This window comes from Corynebacterium marquesiae (genome assembly GCF_030229635.1).
Lineage (GTDB): Bacteria > Actinomycetota > Actinomycetes > Mycobacteriales > Mycobacteriaceae > Corynebacterium > Corynebacterium marquesiae.
The window spans coordinates 1-23419 of record NZ_JASPII010000003.1; the positions used below are offsets into that span (position 1 = coordinate 1).

Here is a 23419-nt window from a genome sequence, read left to right on the forward strand (position 1 = left end):
ACTCAATCGGCATTCAAAAAGGCCAAATCTAACCCCCGCGACACGCCGAGCCAGACACACATTTTGACCCTTAACCCACTAGAATCCGCCCTGGAATGAGACATAGAAAATCCCCCTTGCACCCACAGGGGCGTAAGGGGGATGTTGGCGCGCAGCGCGCTAATACTAGCGGCGCTCCTTGATGCGAGCCTTCTTACCGCGCAGGTCGCGCAGGTAGTAGAGCTTCGCACGGCGAACGCGGCCGCGGCGGGAGACCTTGATGGACTCCAGGTTCGGGGAGTGAACCGGGAAGGTACGCTCAACGCCGATACCGAAGGAAACCTTACGGACAGTGAAGGTCTCACGGATGCCGGAGCCCTGACGACGGATGCAGATGCCCTTGAAGAGCTGTGCACGCTCGTTGTTACCCTCGATAACCTTTACGTTAACGTCGAGGGTATCGCCTGGGCGGAAGGACGGGATATCGTCGCGCAGCTGTGCTGCATCGACCTTGTCAATAATGTTGGACATGCCAATATTCCTTTTCAGTTTGGGACAGAGGACCCTAGCGGCGTGAAGCCTAACCGGTTCGTGCCCGTTACATAGAACGGTGCACTATTTTTCCACATCCACCGGCAGGAACCAAATTTCCTCCCCGGCACCACTTTCCTTCCCTGCCCAAATTACGCCGCCACAGCAGCTTGGGAGCGGACAAGGTGCTCATCGAGGATTTTCGCCGTACCCAAGTGACGCGCGCGGAAGACCACATACGAGGCGAAAAGTGCGATGAGGGTGAATCCGAGCAGGGCTGCCATTCCAGTCCAGAAGGTCGCATCATGAATCCCATCAGTGGCACGCGTGAAAGCATCTTTTGCGTAGGTCATCGGATGGAAAGAGTGCATAATGCTCAATGGGCGGGGAATCGCGGCCACCGGCCACACGCCGCCAAAGACCATCACGCCGAGGGCAAAGAGTCCCGAGGCGAAGATGCCACCAATCTTTCGGCCAAAAGTCACGTGGAAAAACTGGTAAGTCGCCGCGCCCACCGCCGCGATGGCCGCTACTACCCCGAGAATCATCGGCCAGCTAGCCGGTGACCACCCCAAAGTCGCTGACATCAGCGCCATAAAGGCAAGGACAATGAAGTTGAGTGCAGACAGCGTGAAGAACGCAAGAAGTATCCTGCGCGCAGGATGCGTGACTGGAATTCCCTTACGGCCGAGGTAATAGGGAAACACCATAGCCACCAGCAGCATGACAAGGAAGCCAAAGACGAGTACTAAGAGCAAAGAGGCGCCACCGGTGACGTCTTTGTGGGTAGGGTCCGCGGGGCTTATTACTGTTTGGACTGGGTGCACATTGGAAGCGGTGAAGTTGATGGGAACGGCCATGTTTTGAGCCGAGTCTTCCGGTTTGGAGATAGATGGCGCTTTGTCTGCACCCTCTGCCAACTTCTGCGAGAGCTCACCAGAACCAGCCTTTAGCTTATCCATGCCTCCCTTGAGCTCGGCACCGCCGGCCGCCAAGCGGTCTGTTCCCGCCTTCAGGGTGCCGGTTCCATCATGGAGGCGGCTCGTGCCATCGTGCAGCTGAGCAGCGCCGTTGCTGAGTTCTCCAACGCCGCTGTGCAGCTCTTTGGTGCCATCAGCGAGACGGTGCGCCCCGCCATTGAGCTTGTTCATGCCTCCCAGATACTCCGAGTTGGGATCTGAAAGGTTGTAGTACAGCTGGCCAGTACCATGAGAAAGCTGTTCTAGTTTCTCCACCATGTTTCCATTCGTCGCCGGATCAAGCTTGGATACGAGCGAGTGGAGCCGTTCAGCCTGTTGCCCCATCCCCAAGTTACGCAGTACCTCTACCAGTTGTGAAAGCGCGGGAACCACGACTTGGGCCTGTTTGAGCACTGGGATGAGCATTCCCGTGAGCTGATTGACTCCACCATCGATCTGGCCTGCACCATCGGCGAGACGGCCAGTGCCAGCGAGCAGCTTATCGGAGCCTTCAGCAAGTTGCGTTGCCCCATCATCCAGACGAGCGGCACCATCATCGAGTCGCCCGACCCCCTCATTGAGGCGGGTAGTGCCATCAAGGAGCGCACCAGTTCCATCATGCAGCTTTCCTGCGCCGACTCCCAGCTCACCTATGCCGGCGACCGCACGACCGCCGCCTTCTTGCAGCTTGCCGACACCTTCATCGAGACGTCCAGCGCCTTCGGCGGCAGTGCCTAATCCATCGCTTAGCTTATTGAGCCCTTCGATTACCTGGTCAGCATATTTTTTCGAGATTGCATTTTCCACGCTGGTTTGCACCTGCGGGATTAGGCTCGAAGAAATAACGGAGCCGTTCGTGCCGAAATAGTCATTGCTAGCGAAGTGAATTTCAGGTTTGGTGGGCTTATCACTGATGATGGTCACTGCCTTTTGGGAAAAGTCCTGGGGGATGGTCACCACCAGCAGGTACTTGCCCTTGATCAGCCCCTGGTCCCCCTCTTCCTTATTCACCTCTGCGAAATTTAGGTAGTCAGTATCCAGCAGACCTTTCACCACCTGATCGCCATAATTGGTATATGCGCCTTGCTTATTGACGCCCGCGTCTTCATTCACCACCGCTAAGTCAATCTTGCGCATGTATTTGGACGGGTCCCACATCGCCCACATCATGGTTCCGGCAATAATGATGGGCGCTACTAGGAAGAACACGATGAGTACCCGCGCCAATGCACTGCGTGGACGCCAATCCAATACGCGGTGCCAACCCAACACGCCCCTGCCATGGCTGGATTTAGCCGCTTTGCTCATTTTCCTTCTCCTTGCAATTGACATGGCGCCACGCGCCTTTTAATTAGTTTTGCCAAACTTACCATTATGAGACGGTATGGGCATGTATTGGGTTCCACGGCGTGGAGGAATTCTCCCTTAGGGATGCAAAAGCTCCCACCGTACGCAACGATGGGAGCAAAAGCGGCAGGTAAAAGGGCTAGACAACGGCCACTAGAAGCCTGCCTTCTTCAGGGCATCGGCCATGGCTCCACCTCCGCCGGAGCCACCTCGACCACCAGTGCGGCCGCGCGAGCCTCCCCGGGAACCGCGCCCGGACTTGTGTCCGGAGCGCTTACCTTCTCCCTTGCCACCAGAGTTTGCAGCATGTTGCGCATCGCCGCGGCGCTTGGGAGTCTGCTGCCCCGGTTCATCATCTAGGCGCAAAGACAACCCGATGCGCTGCCGCTCAACGTCGACCTCCATGACTTTTACCTTGACCACCTGGCCAGAGCGCACGACCTCGTGCGGATCGGAGACAAACTTGTGGCTCATGGCAGAAACGTGGACGAGGCCATCCTGATGGACTCCGACGTCCACGAAGGCGCCAAATGCCGCCACGTTTGTCACCGTGCCCTCAAGAATCATGCCTGGGGTGAGATCGGAGACTTTATGTACGCCTTCTTTAAAGGTGGCGGTCTTGAACTCAGGGCGCGGGTCGCGTCCGGGTTTATCCAGCTCGGCGATGATATCGGTCACCGTAGGAATGCCGAAATTCTCGTCTGCAAAGTCTGCTGGCGCCAGCGTGCTGAGTACGCGGGTATTGCCAATAAGTTCAGAAATACCCAGGCCCGTCTTCTCCGCGATGCGGGAGACGACAGGATAGGCCTCCGGGTGTACGGCAGAGGAATCCAGCGGATCGGTACCGCCGCTGATGCGGAGAAAGCCCGCAGACTGTTCAAAGGCCTTAGGCCCCAGACGCGGTACCTTCTTCAGTTCCTTGCGGGAAGCGAAAGAACCGTGTTCATTGCGGTAGGAAACGATATTGGCGGCGATGGTGGAATTGACACCCGCCACACGCTCAAGCAGCGGGACGGAAGCGGTATTGAGATCTACGCCCACACCGTTTACCGCACTTTCCACGACGCCATCAAGGGTGCGAGCGAGCGCGGTCTGGTTAACGTCGTGCTGGTACTGCCCCACACCAATAGCCTTAGGATCGATCTTGACCAACTCAGCCAAAGGATCCTGCAAGCGGCGAGCGATGGAAACCGCACCGCGCAGCGAGACATCCATGTCGGGGAATTCCTCCGCTGCAAGCGGCGAAGCTGAGTAGACCGAGGCGCCGGACTCCGAGACCACCACAGGAGTGGGTCGCTGACCCCCAGCTTGCTTGATAAGGTCCGCAATTTCCTGGGCAAACTTCTCGGTCTCACGGGAGGCGGTGCCGTTGCCGATGGCCATAAGGTCTACAGAATGCTTGGCGCACAGGGTCGACAGCGTCTGAACTGCTTGACTCCACTGGTTCTGCGGCTGATGCGGGTAGACAATGGCGGTATCGAGCACCTTGCCGGTTTTGTCCACTACCGCACACTTCACACCATTGCGATAACCCGGATCCAAGCCGATGGTGGCACGCTGGCCAGCAGGTGCCGCGAGCAGCACGTCGCGCAAATTGGTGGCAAAGATCTTCAGCGCGCCTTCCTCCGCAATCTCTTTCAGCCGCATGCGAACGTCCAGGCTGGAGGAAATATAGAGCTTGGTGCGCCAGCCCCAATGGACGGCGTCGGCAAGCCATTTGGAGGAGCGATCCAGCTCGAAGCGGGAGGCGATTACATCCTCGTAATCGGCGTCATCGCCGGCATCTAGTTGCAGCTGCAGCACTCCCTCATTCTCGCCACGCAGCAGCGCCAAAATGCGGTGCGAAGGCAGCTTGTGGAAGGGCTCGTTGAAATCGAAGTAATCCTTAAACTTCGCGCCTTCGGCTTCCTTGCCCTCAATAACGTGCGCGCCCATGGAGCCTTCAGTGAACATACGCTCGCGTACTTCACCCACCAGATCCGCGTCGAGCGCGAAGCGGTCCACCAAGATGGCCCGGGCGCCGTCGAGCGCCTTCTTGGTGCCCTCAAAGCCCTCGGTGGTAAAGGCCTGTGCCAACTCTTCTGGAGCGGCGTTGGGATCCGCTATGAGCTTATCGGTCAGCTCCTCAAGGCCGGCTTCGCGGGCGATATCGGCTTTGGTTTTGCGGCGCTTCTTATACGGCAGATACAAATCTTCTAGGCGCGCTTTGGTCTCGCAGGCAAGGATTTGCTCCTTGAGGGCGTCGCCAAGCTTGCCCTGCTCTTCAATCGCCGCAAGGATGGTCTCCTTGCGCTCTTGTAGTTCCTTTAGATAGTTCGCGCGCTCTTCAATGGTGCGCAGCTGGGAGTCATCCAGCCCACCGGTGGCCTCCTTGCGGTAGCGGGCGATAAAGGGCACTGTATTGCCCTCCGCAAGCAGCTGCAACGCGGTAGAAACCTGCGATTCCTTGACGTTGAGCTCGGCGGCGATAGTGGCCGCAATATTCACGTGGTCTCCTCACTCTTTCTCGAGGTTTGGGATTAGACCCACCCAATTTACCGCACGGCCCCTCCACCGCCTTCGCTTGCCGACGCCCCCAAGACGCACAAAACCTCCTTTCCCTAGGAAGGAAAGGAGGTTGCTATGGTGCGTTCTTAGTAGATAACCACGCGGGCGTTATCGCCGCCGGCACAGGAAACGCGCGAAGAGCTGCCGGAGCAGTACATGGTGTAGGTACCACCGGTGGCCGGCGAGTAGACGCTCAAGGTAGCGCCGGTTCCGCCGCCAGCGACCCAGTTATTCATAAACGCGGTATAGACGTTGCTGGCAAAGCCGCTGGAGGTCTTGGTGGTCGCTGGATAGTAGCTAGTGAAGTCACTCCAAGAGTGCCCATTGCTACTGCCAGAAGACGCTGCCTGCGCCGGTGCTGGTGCTGGGGCGTCCTGGGTCTTGGTCACCGTGACCGGGCTGGAATCTTCATCCCCATCCTCAGCATCGTCCTGGGACGAGGAACCGGAGTGCTTGCTAGATCCGGAGCCGGAGCCGCTATTGGCATCAGCCTGCTGGAATTGACTATCGGCGGCCGCGCTAGTCGATGCATCATCTTTGGTATTGGTCACGAACATGATGACCATGGCTGCCACCGCGATGACCGCCACAATGGCTGCGATAATCGCGGCGATCGTGGCGCCACCTACGCCACCGCTTTGCTGTGGCTGGGAATAATACTGCTGATTGTACTGGGGCGGCTGTTGGTTATATCCACCGTAGTTATTGCCGTTGGGAGCCGTCATATTTTAGGGACCGCCTTGGGAATAGGAATCTGGAGGGGATGTCCCCTTTACTATAGCCCTAGAAGGCATATGCGCTGCAGTGTAGGCATGAAAAAGCGCTAAATAGTTTTCCAGATTCCGCTTATAACCCAGAATCCGTCCGCCACACAGCCGGGGCACCAAGCCCCATCTCCGTAAAACCGATTTCCGCACTGCCCACCCATGAGGCTGCCGGCGGCAAGCAGTCTGCTACTAAGGAAGCCACAGTGGCCAGCGGTTGCGTGGTCTCTGCGTTTACGATGAGCCGCCACACCGGAATTCCTTGTGGCCACTGGCCGAATCTGAAGTGATATTCCTGCGCTAGCGGGCTGCTTTCAGTGCACTCCTCCGCTACCTGGAGAGCGAAAATGCTTAGCGGCTCAAAGCCCCGTGCCCGCAGCGTCTCCGGCAATGCTTCGAGGCTATTCTCCCACTCCTGGGTTACTAGGAGTACGGAGAGGTCAGCGCTTACCTCCATTAGCCTTCACCCTGTGTGTTGGCTTCTTGTTCCAACTGCGCGATGAAGGCCTTGTCGTCCTTATCGAGCTCAGCCGCCTCCAAAAGTTCGGGACGGCGTTGCCACGTGCGCAGCAAAGCCTGTTCCCTCCGCCATGTGTCTACCAAACCGTGGTTTCCCGAGGTGAGCACGTCCGGCACGGCTAGGCCACGCCACTCTCGCGGCTTGGTATAGCTCGGGCCTTCCAAGAGCCCATCAGAAAAAGAATCTTCCTCATGAGAGCGCTTATTTCCCAGTACACCGGGGATGAGTCGCACTACTGCCTCAGCAATCACCAACGTTGCCACTTCCCCACCGATCAACACATAATCGCCGATGGAAACCTCGCGCACGCGGTAGCGCCGAGCGGCGTCATCCACCACGCGCTGATCGATGCCCTCATAACGCCCGCAGGCAAAAACAATGTGCTCCTCATTGGACCACGCCCGCGCATCTGCTTGGCTAAACGGTTTTCCCGTTGGCGTCGGCACGATAAGCAGTGGGAGGTCGCTATCCTCATCGGCCGTGGCATCAACCGCATAGGCTTGTGCTTCTACCCCTTCTAATTCATCGTGGCGCGGACGGTTTAGGTGTGGCAGCGCAGACTCTAAATTAGGCGCACTTTCCCGCGCGGCGACGCTATCGAGCGCCGGCCCCCAAACTTCTGGCTTCATAACCATGCCGGGGCCACCGCCGAACGGCGAGTCATCGACAGACTTATGCGCATCCGTAGCCCACTGCCGCAGGTCGTGCACACCTACTTCAAGGCGACCTTGTTCAATGGCCTTTCCCAAAAGCGCATGCCGCAACGGGTCTAGGTACTCCGGAAAGATGGTGATGACGTCAAGCCTCATAGGTCAAGCAGTCCTTCCGGCGGATCGATGGTGCACGTTCCAGCCTCCAGGTTCACCTCAGGAACAATGGCATGCACGAAGGGAATGAGCGCCTCCTTGCTGTTGTCGAGTTCTACCTCCAACAAATCCTGGCTTCCGCCGTGGATGATTGATGTGACCTTACCAACTTCCTTGCCAGCTAAAAGAACGCGCAGCCCTTCCAACTCGTGGTCATAAAAGCCATCATCATCACTGTCGAGCGGAGCACCAAAGAACTTAGTACCACGTAGGCTATCCGCCACTGTTCGGTCTTTGATCTCTTCAAAGGTAATGAGCAGCCTTCCCTTATGGCTCCGGACCGCCTTGATAGTTAGTGTGTGCTCCTTCTTGCCCTGCGTGCCATGAAGAACTTCCCCTACCGCAAAGCGCACCTCCGGTTCATCCGTAGTGGCTTCTACTACGACTTCACCTTTCACGCCGTGCGATTTAATCACGCGACCAATCATCAATTCCATAGCGGAAAGTCTACAACACAGACCTCTTTGCCCTTGTCAGTCATTAATTTTGGCGCTTTGGAAAGCAAGCCCAGAATTTGAGTCTCATTGTCGTTAAAGTGGGCTCATGAGCGATCTACCAACCAACTCCCCAGATACGTTTGGCGCAGCTTCTCATTCAGGCGAGGAAGCCGTGATGTCCGCGCTAAACCTGCTGGACATCGCGCCAGATACCGATCCGCACCGCCCGCGCCCGGGCGTACAGCGCGTCTTGAGCGCCGATGGTGCCAACCTCATTCTCTTTAGCTTTGCACCTGGACAGTCCCTGCCCGACCATAAGGCCGCACATCCCATCACCGTACAGGCGTTGCGCGGTGAGCTTGACTTCAGCTACGGCAGTGAAACCATCACGCTCACCCCCGGCTCGATCGTGCACCTTCCTGCATATGAGGTACATAAGGTCGAGGCTACAAGCGAGAGCGGCGGCCCTTCTACCCCCGCGATTTTACTGCTCACCATGCTAACCAAATAATTTATACACGCATAGGTTTTGGTGATAATATGAATTTTAAAGAAACTCACAATAAGCCCTACCATCATGGAAACCTCCACGATGAGCTGCTCCGTATCGCTGTTCAACTAGGTAAAAGAAGCGGCCCCGACGCAATTACTGTCCGTGCGGTAACCCGCGAAGCAGGAGTGTCCCCTACCTCCGCATACCGCCACTTCAGGGACCAAGAAGAACTGCACGATAAGGTCGCTGAACTTGCCACCGATGAGTTGGTCCGGCGTTTACACGAAACTACCGAGACCGCAGAGGGCCTAGATTTTCCAGAGCACCTGATGCAGATTGGGTACGCTTACCTCGAGTTTGCCTTGGATGAGACCAAGTTCTTCCGCTGCATGCTGGAGTGGAAGGCGCTGCGTTTCATGCTTGGCGTAGATCCCAATACGGAAGATGATCCAAAGATGGATCACCTACAGCAGATTCGCGACTTCTTCGCCCTATTGTCCCACCACGCGGAAGCACTGGACAATACCACTGACGCTACGTATTTCATGCAGAATGCTCTGCTGGCCTGGTCGACCATACACGGATTTACCGTACTTGCCATCAACGGCCCCATGTCACAGCTTCCACGCGAGCAGATCCTCGAGCTTTTCACACCTGTTGTTGCAGGCGCCCTGCGCGGCATGGACTTTAAGGACCCCTCTAACGTCTACAGCCGCTACTCCAGCTACAAGCCACAGAACTAAAGGCGAACTGGCCTATCCCCGACATGGATGCCGCAAGTTTCCTAGCGCGTCACTGTCAGCAGCGACCGCGCACGCAGCCCCGCCAAGGATTAGCGTGCGCGGTCGCTATCGTGTGCCGGCGTTCTTCCCCCAAACTATAAAGGCCCCGCTACTACGATCAGTGATCGTAGCGGCGGGGGCCGAAGCTAAAGCGCTATGCGCTTAACAAGGGAGGCAGATTACTCTGCGGACTCCTCGGAAGCTTCCTCAGCCTTCTCCTCGGCCTCAGCGTCAGCTTCTCCGGCGGCAGCAGCGGCAGCCTCTGCAGCAGCTTCCTCAGCAGCCTTCTTCTCAGCTTCTTCCTTGGCTTTCTTCTTCTTTTCAGTGATGGCCTCGATGGTCGGGCCATTGTTAGCCTCAGCCAGTGCCTCGTTAAAGATCTCCAGCTTGGACTTCTTCTCCTCAGCAACCTTCAGGGTGCCCTCTGCGCCCGGGAGGCCCTTGTGCTTCTGCCAGTCACCGGTTACCTTCAGCAGAGCGAGAACCGGCTCAGTTGGCTGTGCGCCAACGGACAGCCAGTGCTGTGCACGCTCGGAATCGATCTGGATGAGGGAGGGCTCTTCCTTCGGGTGGTAGATACCGATGTTCTCGATGACCTTGCCGTTACGACGGGTACGGGCATCCGCAATAACGACGCGGTACTCAGCAGCACGGACCTTGCCCACGCGCTGCAGCTTGATCTTGACAGCCATGATGGCTCCTTTTCTAGTCACTGGGCAGTACAGACGCGCACTACATAATGCGCCGGTTCAACCCTTGGATTTTATCTGCGCGTGACATACCGGCCGACCGTAGACGGGAACGGTGCTACGCAGAATATTACGTTCTGTAGTTCATCTAGCTCAGCACAACCGAGAAGATAACTTGAAGTATGTTAGCGCGAAGAACGGCGAATTCAAAAACTGCTACGTCACACACGCTGGTGCGTTATGCCAACGATAAAGAAGCAGAGTACCCTTAAGGGCCGAATATAGACACTTGGTTTCATATATATGGCGCGTCTTCTACCCCACCCATTAGAAACGGCGCACGAAAAGACAGTTTATGACTAAAGAATCACCACGAAATTTCCGGTACCGCTATGACCTTGATGGTCTGCGCGGTATTGCAATCGGCCTAGTAGTTATCTACCACGTATTCGTCGGACGCGTTTCCGGCGGCGTCGACGTATTTCTGCTGCTATCCGGCTACTTCTTCTTGGGCTCCCAGCTGCGCTACGCAAGCAAGCCCAACGCCTCGCTCAATCCGTGGTGGCCTATCTGGCGTACATTGCGCCGCTTGGTTCCGAGCTTGGTTTTGGTCATCGGCGTAACCTACCTCTTGGTACGCGTTTTTACACCACAGCTCATGCGCACGGAGCTAACCCAGCAGATCACAGCGACCATGCTGTATTACCAGAACTGGGAGCTGGCTGAACAAAACGCGGACTACACCGCCGCTGCTGCCGATACTTCCCCGCTACAGCACATGTGGTCCATGGCTGTACAGGGCCAGTTCTACATCATGGGCATCGCTTTCGCCCTCACCTTGGCTGCCATCATGAAACTCCGGCCCAAGCAGAAGCGACTTGGCAAGCGCAGTTTCCCCACTGTGAATCAGATTGCTGGCCCCATCCTCATCATGGTCACCATCGTCTCCTTTGCCTACGCTTCGCGCCATGGTCTTTACGGCACCCCAGAGAACTATTACTCCACGTGGTCGCGTGCTTGGGAGCTGACCCTAGGAGCGGTACTAGCTATTTACGGTTCCTCGTGGAAGATCCCACCTCGGTTCTATGACCTCTTTACCGGTCTTGGCCTGCTGATGCTGGTTTTCACCGGTGCGATTATCGCAGATACCACCGCATATCCTGGTCCACTATCCCTGTTGCCGCTGGGAGGCGCTGTACTCATTATCTTGGGCGGCGGTGGCAAGATTTCCAAGGCTATGGCGTCCAAGCAAGCTCGCTGGTTGGGCGATATAGCCTATCCACTGTACCTATGGCACTGGCCGCTGCTCATCCTGTCCACCTCTTACTTGGGCCAAGAAACCCCTTCGTGGTGGCTGGGCGTTATCATCATCGCCATCTCGCTTTTGCTGGCGGACCTTACCCATCGCTTCTTGGAACGGCCGCTGCGCCAACATCGCAAGCGCCCTACCGCCGAGGACTTGCCAGTACGCAAGGGACTTTCCACTCTAAAGAAGCCAGCCGGTGCCGCTCGCGGTGTCGGCGGCGTACTAGTGGCCGCGTCCGTCGTCGGCTTACTGGCAATCCAGCCACTGTGGATACGTACCCTCGACGATGCGGACGCCGAGCTTTTGGATCCCGCGCTCTACCCCGGCGCTACCACGTTCATCAATGACATCACCCCGCCAGATAACGTGGAGATTAAACCCGATCCGATATTGGCCCGCGGCATCCAGCCACCAGTTGCAGCTAACTGGTGCTTCATACCGCAAAGTATGCCTGCCGATTTTTTCTTCGAAACCCGGAAAGATAAGCAAACTCCATGCACTTTCGGTGACGTGAATTCGGATAAGGAGGTGTATTTGGTAGGCGGTTCGCACGCGGAACAATACTCTTCCGCCCTTGACCGCTTGGGCAAGGAAATGGGCTTTAAGCTGGTACCGCTGTTGCGCCAGGGCTGCCCGATTGAATTGGGTGACGATGTCACCGTGACCCCAGAATGTGCCGAGTGGGGCAAGCTGGTCATGGATCACATCGAAGAGGCGAACCCGGCCTTAGTCATCTCGAATACCACTCGCCCGCAAAATGAATACGGCACCGGCCCCGATGCCGTGCCCGCCGGCTACCAGGCATTCTGGGATGAATTGGCCGAACGCGATATCCCCTTCTTGGGCTTCCGCGATAACCCGTGGGGATTCGATGAAGAAGGCCGCCCACGTGAGTTTGATGAATGCTACGTCGCTACCGAAGATGCCTACGGCTGCGGCATGCGCGTTGAGCAGGTCTACCAGCCTTATGATCCCGGTGCGGTCGTGCTGTCGAAGTACCAGAATATGCTCTCGATTGATACCGCTCCGTGGTTCTGCGATGCCAATGGTGACTGCCCGGTCATCATCGGCAATACGATGGTCTACCGCGACATGCACCACATCACCAATGCTTTTGCGGAATCTGCAATGCCAATGATCCGCGAGGCCTTAAAGCCCTTCCTCAACGGGGAAAAAGTCCAGCAGGAAGCCCCGGATATTCCACCGGAGCAGGCTGCAGGAGCCGTGGAGCAAGCGCCCGCAGCGCCTACCAATGCCGGCAAGCAACATGCCAACCCAGTCCCCTACCCCAACGCTGGCCAAGATGAAGCAGTCTAGCTCTTAAGATCCACAACCGGCTGCGCTTTCGCGAAGCCGGTTTAAAGGGGACGTCGACAACCGCAAGCATTAGAAAGGGGCTTCCGCGCGAATGCGGAAGCCCCTTTGCTCTGACTACGGGCTAGAAAGACTATTTTGTGCCCTTGCCAAAGTCCAGGTTGTTGAGGTCGATATTTTCCATTCCCTTCGGCATCTTTGGCATGCCGGGCATACCTGGCATGCCACCGCCGCCGCCCATTTGCTGCTGGAGCTTCTGCAGCTCCTCCATGGACGGCATGCCGCCGCCACCGGGCATTCCTGGCATTCCGCCCATGCCCGGCATACCGCCCGGCATCTTCGGGCCACGGTTGCCACCGCCGCCTTTGCCCTTCTTTCGCTTGCCATTCTTGCCCTTGCGGCCCTTAGGCTTCTTCTTGGTAGCGGAGCGACCACCCATGCCGCCCATGCCGAATTGGCCGGCCATCTTGGACATCATCTTCTTAGCCTGGTTGAAGCGCTCAATGAGCTGGTTGACCTCGGAAACGCTAACACCAGAACCATTAGCAATGCGCTTGCGGCGCGAAGCATTGAGAATCTTCGGATCCTCGCGTTCCTGCGGCGTCATACCGCGAATAATCGCCTGGATGCGGTCCAGCTGCTTTTCATCCACCATGGCGGCCATTTCATTCATCTGTTTGCCGCCGGGCATCATCTTCAGCAGATTGCCGATGGGACCCATCTTGCGGATCATCAACATCTGCTCAAGGAAGTCATTTAGCGTCAGCTCGCCAGAGCCCAGCTTGGAGGCTGCCTCTTCGGCTTTCTGATGGTCCAGGGTGGCTTCAGCCTGCTCGATAAGGGAGAGCAAATCACCCATGCCCAGAATGCGGCTGGACATGCGCTCCGGGTGGAAGACATCGAAATCATCGAGCTTCTCACCGGTAGAGGCGTACATGATGGGCTTGCCGGTGACCTCACGGATAGACAAAGCCGCACCACCACGGGCGTCACCGTCCAGCTTGGTGAGAACGACGCCGGTAAAGTCCACGCCATCGCGGAAGGCCTCGGCCGTCTGCACGGCGTCCTGGCCGATCATGGAATCGATGACAAAAAGGACTTCGTCCGGGTTGACGGCATCGCGGATATTGCGCGCCTGCGTCATCAGGGTCTCATCGATGCCCAAGCGGCCAGCGGTATCGATGATCACCACATCGTGCTGCTTCTGCTTAGCCTCAGCAATGCCCTGCTTGGCGACGTCCACTGGGTCCCCGTGCGAGGTGCCCATTTCATGCTCGTTGGAGTCCAGAGAGGTTCCCGGATCCGGTGCGAAGGTCGGCACCTCAGCGCGCTCGCCGACAATTTGCAGCTGCTGCACCGCGCCCGGACGCTGCAAGTCACAGGCCACCAGCATCGGGGTATGGCCCTGCTTAGCTAGGTGCTTGGCCAACTTACCGGCCAGGGTGGTTTTACCAGCACCCTGCAGGCCGGCGAGCATGATCACCGTCGGCGGGTTCTTAGCCAAATTCAGGCGGCGGGTTTCGCCACCAAGGATCTCAATGAGCTCCTCATTGACGATCTTGACTACCTGCTGCGCCGGGTTGAGCGCCTCAGAGACTTCCGCGCCGCGGGCGCGTTCCTTGATGCGCTTGATAAAGCCACGGACGACGGTCAAAGACACGTCGGCTTCCAGCAGCGCGAGGCGGATCTCGCGAGCGGTGGCATTGATATCAGCCTCGGTCAGTTTGCCCTTACCGCGCAGGCCCGCCAGGGCTGACTGTAGGCGGTCTGATAGTGAGTCAAACACTACGGATGCGCTCCCTTAATTTAGATCGATCTAAAGTTCAACTATTCAATCCTAGTCCCTAGCCAGGGCCCTGGTCACATTCCCCACCACGGTAGTGCGAGAACCCTGCCCGGCGAGGTACACATTGACGATCATCGTCGCGCCCAAAATCTCATGGCGCAGCCATACAAAGTCCGGCAATGCCTCTACCAAGTGCCCTAAAGCGCCGATGCGCTCCACCGTCCGGATGACCAAAATGCCGCCCACATCAAAAGCCGCGGTGGTTACTTCTCCCTCGATATCTGGCAGCTCCGTATAAGTACGGGAGTTATAAGACTGGATAAACCTTACCTCCTGGGCCGCCTCCTTTAGAGTCTGTTGCACCGTGCGGATGAAAAACTCCGCCTTATAGGCACCGTCCTCCTCCCGAACGATATTCGCCCGCACGATGGTCCACCCCAACGCCGATAGCAAGGCGAAGATGCGCTTTAGCTCCCCTTGAGAGGTACCGCACCACGACACACTGACTTCTTGGTCTTCCCAATCCACTTTGAGCGCAACGCCTTCACTAGATAGCGGTACGTGCACAGCCGGGCGGTCGAGAACACGTGGTTTGAGCGCCTCAAGTGCCCGCGCGACGATCAGCTTCTGTGCTTGCTCCACTCGCGGTGTCCACACGCCAGGCCCGGTCGATTGGGCATCAGCCTCAGCCAACACCGCTAACAGGGATATAGTCAGCTGGTCATAATGCGCGGCAGCCAAGAGGGCATCGCGAGCGGCATCGGAAGCCGGGTCCATCGTCGCCGCTAACCGCGCCAAGGTGGTATGTTCTGCCACTAGGGTTTGGGCGCGCGACCTATCGGCGACGCTCAACCGCATACGGGCTGCCTGGCGGGTAATCATCTCCGCACCTACTTGGGCATGAGGGCGCCCGTAGCCCTTGCCTATGTCATGGTAAAGCGCGGCCAGCAGCAATAAGTCAGGACGAGCCACCGAGGTACGCATCTGCGCGCACCGCGTTACCGTTGCGATGAGATGATGGTCCACCGCATTGACGTGGCTGCGCTCGCGCGGCAACAAGCCGCGCACATGCCCCCATTCTGGGACTAAGCGTTCCCATAGGCCATAGCGGTCCAAGTCCTGTATGACGCGCGGCGTGCATCGCGGCGAGGACAAAATAGCGAAGAAATCATCCACCGCTGCCCGCGGCCAGCGTAGCGGCAGCTCGGGCAGGCCTTGCAGCTGGTGCCACGTGGTCTCGGCGATGATATATCCCGTGCGTGCCGCGGCAGCCGCCACGCGGGTGAGCAGCCACGGGTCCTCTACATTTGGATTGCGGGAAAGGAAAATGTTGCCGCCCTCGGACACCACGTCCACATCGAGCGGGCGGCGCCGGCCCCGGCCGGTCACTGAAGCATTACGGCCTAGCACCCCACGGGCGGTAGCAAGGCCGCGCTCCACCGCCTTATTGACCGTGGCTGCAGCGCTGACCAAAGCCGCTGTCAAGGCATAACGACTTTCAAACCCCAGGTCCGCAGCTACATCTGCGGCGAACTCGGGATCCAAGATATCCCGGTGGCGCCGGGCTGTGACGTGCAGGAGCGTGCGGGCGTCGAGAAGCAGCCGCTGCTCAACGTCCAAATCTGGAAAGTCGCACAGGTTGCCCAAAGCCATCGCGCGCAAGAGCTGAATATCGCGCAATCCCCCGCGCCCATTTTTCAAGTCCGGGTTCGTCATCGCTGCCACAGCGCCCGAACGCTTCCACCGAGTAATCGCGGTATCCAAGAAATCATCAAAGCCGCGCTGCAGCTGGCGCCGCCACGCTGCGAGCAATTGCGCCCGCGCCTCATCCACCAGAACCTTGCGCCCTGCTACAAAGGCCAAATCCAACTGGGCAAAGCCGGCAGAGGCATCTTCGGCGGCAATCGCCCCGCACTCTTGCGGGGTGCGCAGGGCATAATCCAGGCGGTACTTGGCATCCCACACGGGGTACCACAGCTGCTCCACCAAAGCCGGATCTGGCTCGTGACCTTCCGGATAGATGAGGATGACATCAATATCAGAGTGCGGAGTCATCTCATTGCGCGCAAAGGATCCGGTGGCAGCGAGCGCTGTTCCCGGTGGAAGCTCGAGACTGCGCAATACACGAAGCGCCGAGGCATGGGCCTCGGCGCGAATCTGTGCGGCGGTATGCATGCGGACTTAGAGCGCCGCCTCGCCGCGCTCGCCGGTGCGCACACGAATGGCATCTTCAACCGGGGTTACCCACAGCTTGCCATCGCCGATCTTGCCCGTGTAGGCAGCATCCACAATGGCATTAATGATGTCTTCGACGTGGTCATCGGCCGCAACAATCTCCAGCTTCACCTTGGGCACAAAGTCGGTGGCGTATTCTGCCCCTCGGTATACCTCGCTGTGTCCACGCTGCTGCCCAAAGCCCTGGCTTTCAGTAACAGTGAGGCCGCGTACTTCCTGCTGCTCCAAAGCCTGGCGGATTTCCGGCAGTGTGAAGGGCTTAACGATGGCCGTGATGAGTTTCATTGTTACTCCTTGCTAACTCTTCGGGGCGGGTCTACAGGCACCGAATAACGTGCACCCATTCTAGCCCGAGCACAGCAATTGCTGTGCAACTTTTTCCACATTGCGTATTCAGAGAGCTGGTGGGTTCAGAAGACCTCCTGTGCAACCAGAAAAGCGGCGAGCTGTTCTGTCTTCCCCGCAGCCACGCGCAGGAACAGAAACGGCTCGCCACCAGAAGGGGCTGGAGAGGACTAGATATCGTCTTCCTCTGCGTGCACGGTCTGAATTTTCCTATTGTTGTGTTTGGCGTGTTTGACGTCGGTGACGGTTACGCCGTAGATGGAACGGCCCAGATAAAAGGACCCTACCGAGCCGATGATCCATACGCCGAAGCAGGCGATCAGTGCCTGGATGAGCAGCCACAGGGAAAAGCCATCGCGGCCAAAGTCCACGACTACCTTGGCCACGATAATCAGCGGTACCGCAAGTCCCACAGTGGGGCCCAGCAAGTTAGCACGGGTCAAAGCATCCGGCGCGCGCCAGAGGGAGACCACCGTAGCGACCACCAAGAGGGTAGCGATGATAAGCAGGACCGAGGCGATAATTTCAGAAATGGCCATGGTTTACCGCCTGCCCTTCGAAATAATGCGGGCCATCGATAGCGTCGGTAGCACACCGGCGGCAATGGCACCAAGGAGTGCAATGTAATACGCCATCGGGGCGTTATTGGTCATCGACCACGCTAAATACATGCAGATCATGCCGTAGAAAACTATATCCGAGGTAATGGCGCGGGTGAGTTCATCGCGAGTACGAAGCGCTAGCAGCACGCCACACCACGTGGCGATGCCAATGATGAATACGCATACAAATACGACCCAGCCGAATGGGGACAATGTGGCAAAGTCAATCATCGCTCGGTCTCCTTTCTGCGTTGTACGTTGCGGGCTCGGCGCTTTGGCTTTTCGACGTCCGCCTGGCTTTCTGAAAGCGGAGTGTCCTCCGCCCGCGCCAAGTCAGGCGAGCGCATATAGCGTCCCACAGACTCGAGCGGATACTCGTAGAAAGCCTCATCCAATTCTGTAGTCTCCCCTTGGCCCGGCACGCCATAATCGATGTCCTTAACCCGCGGGGCGAGGCGCTGTTCCATCTCAGCCAGATCAGCCACGATTCCCGCCGGGTCGGATCCTTGGACGGCCTGTACCAGCACGATACGCGGCAGTCCTTGGCGGGGTGGTTCACGCAAACCGAGCGAGAGCGTGCCCGGGGTTGCGGTAATGGAAGACGTAAACCAGAAGATTTCCCAGGCGCTAGTCACACGCAGGGGGTAGCGAATAATAACCGGATTGTATTCGTTATCCGGTTTGAAGGCCGCCAGTGCCAAGCTAATGCCGGCTACGAAAATCTCCTTGATGAGCCACAATGCATACACAATTGCGTTCATTTAACGGCCCTCCTGGATTTCATCGATATTGGGAACGGCAATCGGCTCATCTCCCAAGACGGTTTCAGTATATGCGTTAGTGTCCAGCAGCTGCTCCGCTGCAGCATCCACAACATCGAGGACGATGCCGGAGAAGATGAACATGCACAGCGAACCAAGGATGAGAGCCGCGGATGGAGCCATGAGCTTTTTGCGGATGACCAATTCATCCGGGACCTTGTCCTCCGGCAGACCCTTGCCCCAGAAGACCTTGCGCCACACGCGCAGCATGGCCAAGAAGGCAGCGAAAGAAGCGATGATGATGGCTGCGATGGCAATCCAGGCCCAAGCACCACCCACGCGGGCGATCTCGAAGACAATCATCAACTTGCCCCACATTCCGGAGAACGGTGGGAAGCCCACGACGGAGAATGCACCGGCAGCGAAAATCCACGCGATGATGGGGTCGCGGCGAGCGAGACCGGAAAGCTTGCTGAGCACGCCCGTGCCGTAGGTCTCCTCAATGGCACCAGAGGCCAAGATCAGCGAACCAACGGTCACCATGTGGTGAATCGTGTACATGGTGCCAGCTGCCAGTGCGCGACGTGGGTCATCAGAGGTAAACGCAAGCATGACCAAGATGAAAGGCATGCCGTTGAGCATCTGGTAACCGAGGACGCGGCGGATGGAATTTTCCGCTAGGCCGCCGAAGGCACCGATCATCATGGAGATAATCATGATGACGATGATCAACAGATTCCAGCGCTGTTCCAGATCGAATAGCTGCACGTAGAGGCGGTAGAGCATGTAGACGGCCACTTTGGTGTGCAAGCCGGAAAATAGGCCCATCACCGCGGCGGAGGTTCCTGGGTAGGTGCGTGGCAGCCACGACTGCACGGGGAACACGCCGGCCTTGGCGGTAATCGCAATGAGGATCAAGCCTGCTGCCACGGTCACCGGCCCATTGCCTGCCGCTGCGCCCTTCAGTGCGCCTAGGTTGACCGCACCGGTAACCGAATAGATATAACCCACGCCAACAACCAACAAGGTGGAGGCGAAAAGGTTAACCAAGACGAAGGCACGGCCGGCTGCCAAGCGCGACCACGTACCAGACATGGTGATAAGGCCGTAGGACGGCAGAAGCATGACCTCAATAAAAACGAAGAAGTTAAAGAGGTCAGCGGTTAGCAATGCACCGCACACACCGGTGATCAAAATCAGGGTGAGCGAAGGATAGTAGCGAGACTTTGTCTCCCCACCCACAATGGCAAACCAGTTGGCACCAAACGCGACGATCATCGTAGTAACGATCATCAACGCGGAGAAGGCATCCGCAGCAAACGGGATACCCACATTGCCTTGGTAAAGGCCAACAGTATGGGCTACTACCCCATTGTTCATGGTGTAGATGAGCAGGCCCAGGCCGGCGAAAATTCCAATACCCGGGATGATAAGCATGATGGAATCGCGTAGAGCACGCCACGGTGCCAGCAGTGCGAAGGCCGCTGCGATCAGCGGGACCGCTGGAAATAGCGGAAGGAGTTGAGCTACAGCATCAGCCATTATTTGTCATCCTCCTTCTGTTCAGTTGCCCCGCGTTCTGCAACGGGAGTGTTGTGGTCCACCTGACCAATTCGGTCAAGCTGATTGGTGGAATCCTCCAAAATTTGGCGATTTTGGGCGTCTCGACCCAAGGTCGAAAAGGCATGGTCGATGGTGTTGTCATCAACTGGTTCCACCACATCGGTGTCGTCGTTCTTGCCCATGGCCGCCATCGTCAACAAGATGGTCGAGGTTGCCATGGAAATAACAACGGCGGTCAGCACGAAGGCCTGCGGCAGCGGATCTGCCATCTGATCGTGCGGAACCTGAGATGGGAAGGACTCTCCGCGGTAGGAATACACGCCCGTAGCCAGCAGCATCAGGTTGGCACCGTGGCCAAAAGCCATCATGCCCAGCACGATGCGTACCAAGCCGCGCTGCTGAATGAGATAGACAGCACTACCGATGAGCAAAGCAATAGTCAATGCAAGGATCATTACTTCTCCCCTCCCCGGATAGCCGCGGAGCGCTTACTCTTCCTCTTCGTCTTTGCTTCCGAAGGCGTCAGCAAGGCCAACGGGTCGGTCGAAGGGTTGATCGGATCTGGGTACGGATCGTCGACGTCTTCAAGGGAAATGCGTGGAGTCGTCGGCAGCGCGGAATCATCATCATGAACCCATGGCAAGAATTCACGCTCCGTTCCTGGGCGCAGGTAACCGCCCAATGCGTTAATCGCCATAGTCAACATACCCAGCACCGCTAGGTAGATGCCCAAGTCGAAGATGAGAGAGGTGGTCCAGTGTTGGCCAAAGGCTTCGGCATGGATTGCAGCCAGGAAGCCACCATTGCCAATGCCGTGGTGCAAGTAGCCTACAAAGCCGGCGATCAAGGCGGTGATGATGCCGATACCGGTTAGGCGAATCGGAGTCATGCGGCCGAAAACAATTTCATCAGAGCCACGGGACAGATAGATAAGCCCGATTGCTGCACCCATGATCAGCGCCGCGGGGAAGCCGCCGCCGGAGGCATTGTGCCCGCGGAAGAAAACGATGACGGACATAATGACCAACAGCGGGATAACAACGTGCACGCCCTTGCGCAATGGCACGGAGTTCAGCTGGGACTGGCCAAACGGCGCTGGGCGTGTACCCGACTTGAACGGGAACCGCGGCAACGTTGTAGTGATTGCTGCAATAACCACCGCAGCCATGCCCAGTACGGAAAGCTCGCCCAAGGTATCGAGTGCACGGAACTCCACGATGATCGTAGCGACAACATTGTCGCCGCCGGTGATGTCCGGAGCATTGTCCAGGTACCACATGGCCAAATCGGAGCGCTCGTGTCGGCCCATGAGTCCCCACACACCTAGGAACGCAGCCGCACCGGCCAAGACCGCAATGACGATGGAGCCGGTCTTGCGGGATTTGTTCTTCACCGGCTGGAAGGTTTCTGGCAGGTAGCGCAGCACCATCATCATGACGATGACGGACAGGGCCTCCACCATAAACTGCGTCAGCGCCACGTCAGGTGCGCCAAGCAGGAACATCTGCAGGGTCACGCCCGAGCCAGCAATGCCAATCATGATGGCACCGGTCAAGCGGTTCTGGGTGCGCACCAGACCAAACATCGCTAGGGCGATGATGCCCAGTGGCAGCAAGTCCCATGGGTTATCCAGGCCAGCCACCCGTGGCTGCAGTGCTACGCCGTCGACGCCATCGCGAATGAGGGTGGTAGCTGCCAGCACGATAATCAAAATGACAATCGGCACCATATGTCGGGATGGATTATGCGAATCGGACATCTTGCCCAGAACGCGCCCCAACTGGGAGCAACCCTTCATCAGAGAATACAGCAAATCATTGCCGCTGCGCGGCATGAACTCGTGAGCTTCAAAGCTTGCCCACATCTTCTTGCGGGCAAAGATACCGGCAATACCGACGATGAGGACCACTAGCGAGATAAGGAAAGGAACGTTGAACCCGTGCCAGAGGGCAAGGTGCGAATGATGCTCCAATCCCACGGCAGCCACTGCATCATCAATCGGGGCATCAAAGACCCCGAGCACAAATACCAGCGGCAGAGACATAAAGCCCGGCAAAGCGGCGGGCAGCCAGAGCGACACGGGGGCTTCATGGACATGTTCCATGTCGCGAGGTCCATCAAAGAATGCGCCGAAGACAATCTTTGCGGAGTAAGTAAAGGTGAAAAAGGCACCGATGCCAGCAACGATGAGCAGGATTACCTGGCCCGCGCCACCAATCGGGGCGTCCTCAAACGCCGTGAGCATTCCCTCTTTGGACACAAAGCCCAGAAGCGGTGGCACCGCAGCCATCGAGGCCGCACCAATTACTACGGAGCCAAATGTCCACGGCATCTTATTCCACAGTGGTCCTAGGCGGCGAATATCGCGCGACCCAGCCTCGTGGTCGATGACGCCAATGAGCATAAACAGCGAGGACTTAAACAGCGCGTGCGCCAGAGTGTGGACCAACGCTGCAGCGATAGCGAACGGGGTACCCACGCCAATGGTGGCAACAATCCAGCCCAGATGGGAGACGGTGGAATAGGCCGTTAGCTTTTTCAGATCCGTCTTCTGCACTGCAAATACCGCGGACATCACCGCGGTGCCCATGCCTACGACGATGAGCAACCAATTCCACACCGCCACATCGTGGAAGATGGTGGAAAAACGAATAAGCAGGTATACACCGGCCTTGACCACCGCTGCTGCGTGAAGGAAGGCCGATACCGGGGTGGCGGCGGCCATAGCCTCTGGCAACCAGAAATGGAATGGGAACTGTGCCGCCTTAGTAAAGGCGGACGCCGCAATCAACACGGCTACGGCTGCCGTTATCCCTGGGCGTTCCGTCCATACAGGGGACGCCAAGATATCAGAAACGGTAGTCGATCCAGTCACCGTCGCGGCAATACCCAAGCCGGTCAGCAGGGTCAATCCACCAATAAAGGTTAGGATCAGTGTGCGCTGCGAACCAGCCTCGCCGCCTGAACCGGAGCGAGCAATCAACATAAACGAAGCCAAGGAGACTAGCTCCCAGGCAAGGAACAAAACCACCACGTCATTGGCCAGAACCAGCAACAAGATGGACAGCGTGAACGCTGTCATCAAGGTATAAAAGCTGGTGTTGCCCTCATTCTTGGGCAAATAGGCCGCCGAATACGTGAAAACGACGGCGCCAATGATCAGCGCCAACATAGCGAAGAAGATGCTCAACGCGTCCCCGCGGAGAGCAAAGCTTACGTCGACGCCTGGTGCGATGAAATCACGCACCCAAGTGGCGTGGAAACTTAATTCCTCCCCGGCTGCAATGGCAGGAAATTCCTTGGCGATGAGGACCGCTGCAATAAGAAAAAGGCCAGCCAGTGGATAGCCTGCCTTTCGGTCAATAACCTTTACGGTTACCGGTGCCAAGATCACTGCCAGCGCCGCGAGGAGGACTGCATAAAGTAGCGTCACGAAATACTTGCCTCACGAACCTTGGTCTAGGTTTAATGCGAATTTCGCATTAAATACAGCCCTTTCAGGCTACCATTCCTGCCAAGGTCAAACCACATTGCAGCATTCCCCTGCGCTACATAAAAGGCAAGCACAACCGCCACAATTACGCTCGCAGACA

Annotated in this window: 20 protein-coding genes; 3 read left to right on the top strand and 17 right to left on the bottom strand. The window is 57.5% G+C overall.

Features of this window, described 5'->3' with window-relative positions:
- Window positions 1-165 precede the first annotated feature (165 nt).
- From rplS to rimM, 7 genes are all read right to left on the bottom strand, one after another.
- Complete coding sequence (gene rplS / locus QP971_RS02650; protein ID WP_005325245.1) at window positions 166-510, bottom strand: 50S ribosomal protein L19; 345 nt, start codon at window positions 508-510, stop codon at window positions 166-168.
- A gap of 152 nt (window positions 511-662) precedes the next feature.
- Window positions 663-2777 (bottom strand): YhgE/Pip family protein, encoded by a 2115-nt coding sequence (locus QP971_RS02655; RefSeq protein ID WP_284810802.1) that lies wholly within the window; start codon window positions 2775-2777, stop codon window positions 663-665.
- Between the two features lie 192 nt (window positions 2778-2969).
- The gene (locus QP971_RS02660) at window positions 2970-5303 is read right to left on the bottom strand and encodes a Tex family protein (RefSeq protein WP_284810804.1); all 2334 of its coding nucleotides are present in this window, start codon (window positions 5301-5303) and stop codon (window positions 2970-2972) included.
- Window positions 5304-5449: 146 nt separating this feature from the next.
- Window positions 5450-6088, bottom strand: coding sequence for a hypothetical protein (locus tag QP971_RS02665; protein ID WP_284810806.1), 639 nt, complete (start codon window positions 6086-6088; stop codon window positions 5450-5452).
- A 121-nt stretch (window positions 6089-6209) separates the two neighbouring features.
- The gene (locus QP971_RS02670; protein ID WP_284810808.1) at window positions 6210-6584 is read right to left on the bottom strand and encodes a hypothetical protein; all 375 of its coding nucleotides are present in this window, start codon (window positions 6582-6584) and stop codon (window positions 6210-6212) included.
- A complete protein-coding gene (trmD, locus tag QP971_RS02675) occupies window positions 6584-7456 on the bottom strand; it encodes a tRNA (guanosine(37)-N1)-methyltransferase TrmD (RefSeq protein WP_225746784.1) in 873 nt (290 codons plus the stop codon). Before trmD ends, QP971_RS02670 begins: the two co-directional genes overlap by 1 nt.
- Window positions 7453-7950, bottom strand: coding sequence for a ribosome maturation factor RimM (gene rimM, locus QP971_RS02680; RefSeq protein ID WP_284810810.1), 498 nt, complete (start codon window positions 7948-7950; stop codon window positions 7453-7455). Before rimM ends, trmD begins: the two co-directional genes overlap by 4 nt.
- 106 nt (window positions 7951-8056) lie before the next feature.
- Between rimM and QP971_RS02685 the strand changes: the two genes are divergently transcribed.
- Complete coding sequence (locus tag QP971_RS02685; RefSeq protein WP_284810811.1) at window positions 8057-8461, top strand: cupin domain-containing protein; 405 nt, start codon at window positions 8057-8059, stop codon at window positions 8459-8461.
- A 29-nt stretch (window positions 8462-8490) separates the two neighbouring features.
- The gene (locus QP971_RS02690; protein ID WP_284810812.1) at window positions 8491-9186 is read left to right on the top strand and encodes a TetR/AcrR family transcriptional regulator; all 696 of its coding nucleotides are present in this window, start codon (window positions 8491-8493) and stop codon (window positions 9184-9186) included.
- Between the two features lie 218 nt (window positions 9187-9404).
- Here QP971_RS02690 and rpsP read toward each other — a convergent pair whose 3' ends face one another.
- Window positions 9405-9917, bottom strand: coding sequence for a 30S ribosomal protein S16 (gene rpsP / locus QP971_RS02695; protein WP_284810813.1), 513 nt, complete (start codon window positions 9915-9917; stop codon window positions 9405-9407).
- 352 nt (window positions 9918-10269) lie between these two features.
- Here rpsP and QP971_RS02700 point away from each other — a divergent pair, with 352 nt between their 5' ends.
- Window positions 10270-12537 carry an acyltransferase family protein gene (locus tag QP971_RS02700; protein ID WP_284792130.1) on the top strand — a complete coding sequence of 756 codons (2268 nt, stop codon included), beginning with the start codon at window positions 10270-10272 and terminating at the stop codon, window positions 12535-12537.
- A gap of 130 nt (window positions 12538-12667) precedes the next feature.
- Here QP971_RS02700 and ffh read toward each other — a convergent pair whose 3' ends face one another.
- From ffh to QP971_RS02745, 9 genes are all read right to left on the bottom strand, one after another.
- A complete protein-coding gene (ffh, locus tag QP971_RS02705; protein WP_225746779.1) occupies window positions 12668-14320 on the bottom strand; it encodes a signal recognition particle protein in 1653 nt (550 codons plus the stop codon).
- Window positions 14321-14371: 51 nt separating this feature from the next.
- The gene (locus QP971_RS02710) at window positions 14372-16495 is read right to left on the bottom strand and encodes a [protein-PII] uridylyltransferase (protein WP_239273120.1); all 2124 of its coding nucleotides are present in this window, start codon (window positions 16493-16495) and stop codon (window positions 14372-14374) included.
- 6 nt (window positions 16496-16501) lie between these two features.
- Window positions 16502-16840, bottom strand: a complete 339-nt coding sequence (locus tag QP971_RS02715; protein WP_239273121.1) for a P-II family nitrogen regulator — start codon at window positions 16838-16840, stop codon at window positions 16502-16504.
- A 230-nt stretch (window positions 16841-17070) separates the two neighbouring features.
- On the bottom strand, window positions 17071-17439 hold the full coding sequence (locus QP971_RS02720; RefSeq protein ID WP_284768205.1) for a Na+/H+ antiporter subunit G: 369 nt from the start codon (window positions 17437-17439) through the stop codon (window positions 17071-17073).
- 3 nt (window positions 17440-17442) lie between these two features.
- On the bottom strand, window positions 17443-17733 hold the full coding sequence (locus QP971_RS02725) for a hypothetical protein (RefSeq protein ID WP_023021278.1): 291 nt from the start codon (window positions 17731-17733) through the stop codon (window positions 17443-17445).
- Entirely contained in the window at window positions 17730-18263 is a 534-nt protein-coding gene (locus tag QP971_RS02730; RefSeq protein ID WP_239273124.1) for a monovalent cation/H+ antiporter subunit E, read from the bottom strand. The genes QP971_RS02725 and QP971_RS02730 overlap by 4 nt, the downstream gene beginning before the upstream one ends.
- On the bottom strand, window positions 18264-19805 hold the full coding sequence (locus QP971_RS02735) for a monovalent cation/H+ antiporter subunit D family protein (RefSeq protein WP_284810814.1): 1542 nt from the start codon (window positions 19803-19805) through the stop codon (window positions 18264-18266). It abuts the gene before it with no gap.
- Entirely contained in the window at window positions 19805-20281 is a 477-nt protein-coding gene (locus QP971_RS02740; RefSeq protein ID WP_049378298.1) for a sodium:proton antiporter, read from the bottom strand. The genes QP971_RS02735 and QP971_RS02740 overlap by 1 nt, the downstream gene beginning before the upstream one ends.
- Complete coding sequence (locus QP971_RS02745; RefSeq protein WP_284810815.1) at window positions 20281-23259, bottom strand: DUF4040 family protein; 2979 nt, start codon at window positions 23257-23259, stop codon at window positions 20281-20283. Before QP971_RS02745 ends, QP971_RS02740 begins: the two co-directional genes overlap by 1 nt.
- Window positions 23260-23419 lie beyond the last annotated feature (160 nt).

Bases quoted from the DNA above. Each gene is read 5' to 3' on its own strand.
- rplS (WP_005325245.1), bottom strand. From the start codon at position 510: ATGTCCAACATTATTGACAAGGTCGATGCAGCACAGCTGCGCGACGAT.
- QP971_RS02655 (WP_284810802.1), bottom strand. From the start codon at position 2,777: ATGAGCAAAGCGGCTAAATCCAGCCATGGCAGGGGCGTGTTGGGTTGG.
- QP971_RS02665 (WP_284810806.1), bottom strand. From the start codon at position 6,088: ATGACGGCTCCCAACGGCAATAACTACGGTGGATATAACCAACAGCCG.
- QP971_RS02670 (WP_284810808.1), bottom strand. From the start codon at position 6,584: ATGGAGGTAAGCGCTGACCTCTCCGTACTCCTAGTAACCCAGGAGTGG.
- trmD (WP_225746784.1), bottom strand. From the start codon at position 7,456: ATGAGGCTTGACGTCATCACCATCTTTCCGGAGTACCTAGACCCGTTG.
- rimM (WP_284810810.1), bottom strand. From the start codon at position 7,950: ATGGAATTGATGATTGGTCGCGTGATTAAATCGCACGGCGTGAAAGGT.
- QP971_RS02685 (WP_284810811.1), top strand. From the start codon at position 8,057: ATGAGCGATCTACCAACCAACTCCCCAGATACGTTTGGCGCAGCTTCT.
- QP971_RS02690 (WP_284810812.1), top strand. From the start codon at position 8,491: ATGAATTTTAAAGAAACTCACAATAAGCCCTACCATCATGGAAACCTC.
- rpsP (WP_284810813.1), bottom strand. From the start codon at position 9,917: ATGGCTGTCAAGATCAAGCTGCAGCGCGTGGGCAAGGTCCGTGCTGCT.
- QP971_RS02700 (WP_284792130.1), top strand. From the start codon at position 10,270: ATGACTAAAGAATCACCACGAAATTTCCGGTACCGCTATGACCTTGAT.
- QP971_RS02710 (WP_239273120.1), bottom strand. From the start codon at position 16,495: ATGCATACCGCCGCACAGATTCGCGCCGAGGCCCATGCCTCGGCGCTT.
- QP971_RS02715 (WP_239273121.1), bottom strand. From the start codon at position 16,840: ATGAAACTCATCACGGCCATCGTTAAGCCCTTCACACTGCCGGAAATC.
- QP971_RS02720 (WP_284768205.1), bottom strand. From the start codon at position 17,439: ATGGCCATTTCTGAAATTATCGCCTCGGTCCTGCTTATCATCGCTACC.
- QP971_RS02725 (WP_023021278.1), bottom strand. From the start codon at position 17,733: ATGATTGACTTTGCCACATTGTCCCCATTCGGCTGGGTCGTATTTGTA.
- QP971_RS02730 (WP_239273124.1), bottom strand. From the start codon at position 18,263: ATGAACGCAATTGTGTATGCATTGTGGCTCATCAAGGAGATTTTCGTA.
- QP971_RS02735 (WP_284810814.1), bottom strand. From the start codon at position 19,805: ATGGCTGATGCTGTAGCTCAACTCCTTCCGCTATTTCCAGCGGTCCCG.
- QP971_RS02740 (WP_049378298.1), bottom strand. From the start codon at position 20,281: ATGATCCTTGCATTGACTATTGCTTTGCTCATCGGTAGTGCTGTCTAT.